Raw genomic sequence first — 7,263 nt, 5'->3', positions numbered from 1 at the left:
GGGGAGGGCTGGGGGGCTTCGGGGGTGTTCACGGAATCAGACACAGTGGGGACGATTTTACGGGGACGCGACGGGTGCGTGCGGCGAGCAGCCGCACAGCCGACACCGCCCGCGCCGGCGGCTGGGCGACACGGGGGGACGCGTGCCGCCGGGTGGACGGCGGCACGGGCCGCCCGGTCACACGTGCCGCACGGTGGACGGTCGTACCGGCCGCCCGGGGAAGAGTGCCGCACCGGTGGACGGTCGCACGGGCCGCCCGGGGACGCGTGCCGCATGGGCCGCCCGGGGACGCGTGCCGCATGCGCCGCCCGGGGACGCGTGCCGCATGCGCCGTGGGTCACGAGCGTCGTACGACCGCGGGCCAGGGACGTCGTACGGGCCCGGGGCCGTGGGAGTCGGCCGGGCCCGGGGCCGGTGGGAGTCGCACGGCCGTGGGAAGCGCACTGGCCCGCACGGATCGGACTGGGCGCGGGGAGTGCGCGGGCCGCCCAGGTCCGCAAGCGGTCCGCACGGAGCGAGGGGTCGGCCAGGCCGTGCGGGCCGAGCGTCGGGCAGCCGGGCGGGCCCGGCTTCGGACGGCCGTGCGGGCCGGCAAGGCCCGCGATGAGGCGGGGCGGGCCGCAGTGTGCGCGGCCGACGCCGTGGCTGCTCAGGTGCTCGTCAGCGCGAGCAGTGCTCTGCGGGCCACCTCCCGGCCGATCGGCAGCGAGGCCGTCGCCGCCGGGGAGGGGGCGTTCAGCACGTGGACGGCTCGTCGGCCCTCCCGGATGAGGAAGTCGTCCACCAGCCCGCCGTTGCGCAGCACCGCCTGGGCCCGCACTCCGGCCGCCGTGCGCACCAGGTCCTCCTCCTCGACCGCCGGCAGCAGCCGGCGCACCGCGTCGACGAACGCCGCCTTGGACACCGACCGCCGCAGCTCGCCGAGCCCGTACCGCCAGTGCCGGCGGCCCATCCGCCACACCCCGGGCCACGCCGCCGTCCCCAGGGCCTCCCGGGGCCGCACGACGCCCCAGCCGTAGCCCTCGCGGGCCAGTGCGGGCACGGCGTTGGGGCCGACGTGCACGCCGCCGTCGATGCCCCTGGTCAGGTGCACCCCGAGGAAGGGGAAGGCGGGATCGGGCACCGGGTACACCAGCCCGCGCACCAGGTCGGGCCGGGCCAGCTCGTAGTACTCGCCCCGGAACGGCACGATCCGCACCTCGGGCTCGTCCCCGGTCAGCCGGGCGATCTCGTCGCAGTACAGGCCCGCGCAGTTCACCAGGACCCGGCCCCGCACGACGTCGCCGCGCGAGGTGAGCACGGCCACCCCGCGCTCGGGCCGCCGGTCGACGCGCACGACCTGAGCGCCGTAGCGGATCTCCGCCCCGGAGGCCGCCCCCAGCTGCTGGGCGACGGCCGAGTAGTCGCAGATCCCCGTGGTGCGCACGTGCAGGGCGGCGAGCCCCCGGACCTCGGGCTCGTACTCCGCGATCTGGGCGGCGCCCAGTTCCCGCACCGGGATCCCGTTCTCCCGGCCGCGCTGCGCCAGCGCGTGCAACCGCGGCAGCTCGGCCCGGTCCGTGGCGACGATCAGCTTGCCGGTCACGGCGTGCGGGATGCCGTACTCCGCGCAGAACTTCGTCATCTCGGCGGCGCCCCGCACCGCGTAGCGCGCCTTCAGCGAGCCCGGCCGGTAGTAGATCCCGCTGTGGATGACGCCGCTGTTGCGCCCCGTCTGGTGCCGGGCCGCTCCGGGCTCCTTCTCCAGCACCGTCACTCGCGTGCCGGGCGCGGCCCGCGTGATCGCGTACGCCGTGGACAGCCCGACGATGCCCCCGCCGACCACGAGCACGTCACAGTCGTGAGCGATCTTCGACACGTGCACACCACCTCCCGGCATCGATAGTGCACTGCGCCACTGACAACGCCTTCAAACCCCGCGGCGGGGCTTCTCCCGGCTCACCGGCGCGGAGACGCCCCCGGCCGTCCTTCGCCGTCGCGCGCCCGCCTTCGCACGGCCCACCGTTTCACGCCGGGGTCATGAGCAGCGGCCGGGCCCGCTCCCGCAGCTCCACCACGCGCGGCTCGTCGCCGTAGGGCTCCAGCCGGTGCAGCAGGTCCTTGACGTACTCCGTGGTCCGCGCGGACGAGATGCGCCCGGCCACCTCCACCGCCCGCACCCCCTGCTCGCAGGCCGCGTCGAGGTTGCCCGACTCCAGTTCGGCGACCGCCGAGACCACGAGCCGTAACCCGTGCGACCGGACGAACTCCTCCGTCGGCCGGGACAGCGCCTGCTCGGTGAACCGGCGGACCTGGCGCGGAGCCTTCAGGTCGCGGTAGCACTCGGCGGCGTCGGCGGCGAAGCGGTCGTAGGAGTAGAAGCCGAGCCAGGACGGGTCGTGGTCGCCGTCGCGGGAGCGCTCCAGCCAGCCCTCGGAGGCCTTCAGCGCCGCGCCGGCTGCGTGCGCGTCCCCGGCCCGCGCGTGGGCGCGTGCCTCGACGAGCCGGAAGAAGCTCATGGTGCGCGCGGTGGCCAGCCCTCTGTTGCGTTCCAGGGCGGCCTGCGCGAGGTCGACGCCCTCGTCGCCGAAGCCCCGGTAGGTGGCCTGCAACGACATGGAGGCGAGCACGTAGCCCCCGAGAGGTACGTCCGCCGCCGCGCGGGCCAGCCGCAGGGCCTGGATGTAGTAGCGCTGGGCGGCTTCCTGCTGACCGGTGTCGAAGGCCATCCAGCCCGCCAGCCGGGTCAGTTCGGCGCTCGCCCCGAACAGCGCGCGGCCCACCTCGTCGGAGTACGAGCCGAGCAGCAGCGGGGCCGCCTCGACCCGCAGGCACTCGGGCACCATGGACGAACGCCAGTCGCCGCCTCCGTACTTGGAGTCCCAGCGCCTGGCGTCCTCGGCGGCCTCGCGCAGCTTCTGCACGTCGCTGTGGCCGACTTTGAGCGGTGCGCCGGACTCCTCCACGAGGTGGACGTCGCGCGCGACCGAACTGTCGGCCGGGGTTATCAGCCACCGTGAGGCGGGCGTGGCGTACGCGCTTACTGCGAACGATCCGGCCAGTGACTGCCAGATGCCTCCGGAGCCGGCCCGGCGGCCCGCGAGGTCGAGGCGGTAGAGGTCGGTCGCGGAGCGCACGGCCTGGCCGACGTCCCTGGGGAAGGCGAGGCCCACCTCGGGCGCGGGGTCCGCGTCCGCCAGGCCGATCTCGTGGAGCGGCACCGGACGGCCGAGCTTCTGACCGATGGCGGCCGCGATGAGGTGGGGCGCGGCGCCCTGCGGCACCATGCCCTTCGACACCCAGCGCGCCACGGACGTCTTGTCGTAGCGAAGCGTCAACCCGCGTTGGGCGCCAAGATCGTTGACGCGTCGCGCGAGTCCTGCGTTGCTGATTCCCGCGAGGGCGAGAACGGCGCCGAGTTTTTCGTTCGGCCCGCGTTGCTCCCTGGACATTGCGCCACCCCTCGACACAGACGGCTGCCGCGCTGGCATAACCATGCGGCATTCGTAAACCCAGCGTAGTTCGCCGCATCCCAAGCGTTAAGGGGCATTCTTCCGGTTGGCGGGATTGTGGTCCGTACGGAAGTGCGGGCGCAGGTACGGACCGTCGCGGTGTGCTCCCGCCCGTGTGGCCGTGCGCCCGGCCGTGCGCTCTTCTCCGGCCATCGGCGCGGCGGTTCCATGGGCCGTGCGTGGGTCGGCCCGCTGTACTGGATCCAGTGGGCTGGGGGACACCGCCGCCTTCATCCCCGCGGGCGGCGGAGCGGTCCGGGGGGCGGACTTCGCCTCCCGGGCCGGCGCGTGTCTTTGCGGCACGCGCGTGTGTACGGAGCGTGTGCGAAGCCTGCCCGGCGCGCTCCCAACGCCGGACGTACGCCCGGGATTTGGCCGAAAAGCGACCCAGTGTTCCGTGGGTGACAACGCCTCTCACCACGGAAATCGAGGGCGCGCAGGGCGTTCTGGGGGAGCGTACCGGGGGCGCATTCAGGTCGTGGACACCAGGGTGCGCGTGGTCCCACGGGTCGGCGCCGCCGTGTTCGCACGTGCGCGCTTCCCGATCACAAGCGGTGCCGCCGCCCTCTGTGGTGCGCTCTTCGTGGCAGCATGGTGAACCGTTCGTACGGTGCACTCGGTTGTCCACAGCCTGTGGAGGCGTCGATGCGGTGGTTGGTGGGGTGGAGCAGCACCGCCGCGGGCGCGCTCGGCGGGCCCGTCGGCCACGACGGCCGCCAGGGCGACGGCGCGTCCTACGGGGGCCGGGTCGGCCACGAGGGCGAGACCTTGCAGCCCGTCGGCTCCCAACTCCTGTGGGGCGACCCCGATCCGCTGTGGGCGGTGGGCGACTGGCGCCCCGACGAGGTGCGGGTGGTCGACGTCGACCCGCAGACCCGGATCGCCGTCCTCGGCACGTGCGGCGCGACCGACGAACAACTGCGCATAGGGCTGTTCGCCGCGCGCGGAGGGGCACTTCGGCATCTGACGGCCTGGCCCGGCAGCTACACGGCGATCGTCCGGGTCGGCCGTCGCGTCACCGTCTGCGGCGATCTGGCGGGCGCGCGCCCGGTGTTCCACACCCCCTGGGCGGGCGGCACGGCCTACGCCACGGCCGCGCTGCCGCTGGCCGACCTCATCGAGGCCAACCTCGACTTCGGCCACCTCGCGGCCCTGCTCGCCGCCCCCGACGTGCCGGCGGCCCTGCACGACTCCACCCCGTACGACGGCGTGCGCCGCATTCCGCCCGGGCACGCGCTGATCCTGCGCGCCGGGGCGCGTGAGATCGCCGGGTACGAGCCGGTCGCCTCCCTCGCCGTCGCCGCACCCCCGGCCGACCCCGACAGCGCCGTGGACGCCGTACGCGACGCGCTCGTCGAGGCGGTGCGCGCGCGGCTGTCCGCACCCCGGCACGTCCCCGACATCGACCCCGGTCCCGTCCCCGGCATGGGACCCGCCGAGCGGCGCGCCGCGCGCGGGATGCCCGTCCCCGGCATCGGCGCGGACCTCTCCGGCGGTCCCGCCTCCGGCACCCTGGCCCTCCTCGCGGCCGGCCTGCCCGGCAGACCCGGCACGCTCCTGGGCCACGGCACGGGCGCGGGGGAGCGGCTGCTCGCCGTCACCTTCAACGACCTGACCGTGGGCGGGCGCGAGGCCGAGCTGGAACGGGCCGGAGTCCTCGCGGCCAACCCGCGCCTGCACCACGTGGTCGTGACCGGCAACGAGGAGACCCTGCCGTACGCCGACCTGGACGGCCCGCTCACCGACGAACCCGGCCAGAGCCTGGTCACGGCCGCCCGCCACCGCGCCCGCCTCGCCTCGGGCAGCGCCGACCACTTCACGGGCCACGGCGCCCGCCAGGTTCTGGACGCCCACCCGGCCCGCCTGGCCGACCTGCTGATGGACCGCAAGCGCCGCCATCTCGTGCGGCCGGTCGCCGCGCTCACCAAGGCGGACGGCTCCGTCCTCGTCCCCGCGCGCGTGTACGGCGCGGCCCGCCGGCTGGCCCGGACGCCGTACCGCACGGGCCTGGAGGGACTCGCCGACCGGCTGCTGCACCGCAGCTTCGGCTCCGACGCCCCCTCCGGCGCCGTCGGGGCCTCCCTGGCCGCGCTCACCTGGGGCGGCGCGGGCCCGGCCGCACGCTGGCTGACCGGGGAGGCGCTGGCTGAAGTATCGGTTCGCCTCCAGGGCGCGGCGCACCGCAGCGGCGTGGGCCCCGGCCAGCGTCCGGGCGACTACCGCGCGCGGGCGGCCCTCACCCGGCACGCCATGGACCTGCGCGTCCTGGAACAGGCCGCCGAGATCCGCTCCCAGCGCCTGCACGCCCCGTTCCTGGACAACCAGGTCGTCCGGGCCTGCCGCGCGCTCCCCGAGACCCTCCGCGTGCAGCCCGGGGCGCGTGCGGCGATCCTGCGCACCGTGCTCCGGGGCGCCGGCGTCACCGACCTCCCGCACGGCTGGGGCGCCCCCTCACAGGCCTCCGCCACCGCGGCGGCCCGGGCCGGTCTGCGCATGGCCATGGACCCCCTCCTCGGCCTGTTCGAAGCGCCGCTCCTCGCGGAGGCCGGCCTCGTCGAGGCCAGAGTGGTCCGCAAGGCCCTGCGGGCCGCCGCGTCCGGTGAACCCGTCCCCCTGGACGGACTCGCCGACCTGGTCTCCCTGGAGCTCTGGCTGCGCCGCCTGCTGTCCCGGCGAGGCACCTGCTGGACCGGCACCCCGGCACGCGCGCGTGCCGTACCGGCCGGCATAGCTCCGCAGCGCCGGGCGGTCTCGTCCGGAGGGTGAGGGCCGGACGCCGGCTTCGCGCACCCGCCGCGGACCGCCCGGGGCACGGCGCCCCCGAAAAGACCGTGCTGCCCCCGCGCCGCCGGGCGACAATGACCCGGTGCGGTACAGAATCCTGGGCGTCACCCAGACAGAGGACGACCAGGGCAGCGCCGTACCCCTCCCCGGCGCCCGCCTGCGGACCCTGCTCACGGCCCTGGCCCTGCGCCCCGGGCGGCTCACCGCCCCGGAGACCCTCATCGACGGGGTCTGGGCCGAGGATCCGCCCCAGGACGCCCCCGCCGCGCTCCAGGCCCTGGTCGGCCGACTGCGCCGTGCCGTCGGCAGGGACGCCGTCGTCTCCGCGCCCGGCGGCTACCGGCTCGCGGCGACCGAGGACGACGTCGACCTCTTCGTCTTCGAACGGCTCGTACGCCGGGGCGTCGAGGCGCTGCGAGCCGGCGACGCCCCCACCGCCGCCCGCACCCTGGACGACGCCCTCGCCCTGTGGCGCGGGCCCGCCCTCGTCGACCTGCCCGACCGCACCGCGGCCGTCCGGCCCGAGGCTCTGCACCTGGAGGCCGTCCGGGCCCGAGCCGAGACCGACCTGCTCCTCGGGCGGGCGCGCGAAGCGGTCCCGCGCCTGACGGAGCTGGCCGCCGCGCACCCGTACGACGAGCCGCTGCACGCCCTCCTCATCCGCGCCCTGCGCGACACCGGACGTGACGCCGACGCCCTCGCCGCGTACGAGTCCGCGCGCCGCACCCTCGCCGACGGCCTCGGAGCCGACCCCGGCCCCCGGCTGCGGGCCCTGCACGCCGAGCTGCTGCACCGCCGCCCGGAACCCATGGGCCCGCCACGAGCGGCCCCGGAACGGATGGGCCCAGGACGGACGGGCCCAGGACGGACGGGCCCGGAACCGGTCGACGGCGAACCGGCCCGCCCGGCGGGGCCCCGTCCGGCGAGGCCTCATCCGAGGGGGCCCCACCCGGACGGACCCCGCCCCGATCCCGTACACCGCCCCGAT

4 protein-coding genes are annotated in these 7,263 nt (G+C 76.0%); 2 read left to right on the top strand and 2 right to left on the bottom strand.

The window, feature by feature from the left end; all coding sequences use genetic code 11:
- Window positions 1-649: 649 nt before the first annotated feature.
- Window positions 650-1,879 carry an L-2-hydroxyglutarate dehydrogenase gene (gene lhgD, locus KMS84_RS36955; protein WP_256920930.1) on the bottom strand — a complete coding sequence of 410 codons (1,230 nt, stop codon included), beginning with the start codon at window positions 1,877-1,879 and terminating at the stop codon, window positions 650-652.
- A 127-nt stretch (window positions 1,880-2,006) separates the two neighbouring features.
- Window positions 2,007-3,431, bottom strand: coding sequence for an NsdA family TPR-like regulatory protein (locus KMS84_RS36950; protein ID WP_256920929.1), 1,425 nt, complete (start codon window positions 3,429-3,431; stop codon window positions 2,007-2,009).
- A gap of 705 nt (window positions 3,432-4,136) precedes the next feature.
- Here KMS84_RS36950 and KMS84_RS36945 point away from each other — a divergent pair.
- Complete coding sequence (locus KMS84_RS36945) at window positions 4,137-6,257, top strand: asparagine synthase-related protein (protein WP_256920928.1); 2,121 nt, start codon at window positions 4,137-4,139, stop codon at window positions 6,255-6,257.
- Between the two features lie 100 nt (window positions 6,258-6,357).
- The coding region (locus KMS84_RS36940) for an AfsR/SARP family transcriptional regulator (protein WP_256920927.1) at window positions 6,358-7,263 on the top strand (906 nt) is incomplete at its 3' end.

Origin of the sequence: Streptomyces hilarionis (assembly GCF_024539675.1) — a bacterium.
Classification (GTDB): domain Bacteria; phylum Actinomycetota; class Actinomycetes; order Streptomycetales; family Streptomycetaceae; genus Streptomyces; species Streptomyces hilarionis.
The sequence above is the reverse complement of the archived record's forward strand: the minus strand, read 5'-3'. Positions and strand labels throughout refer to the sequence as shown.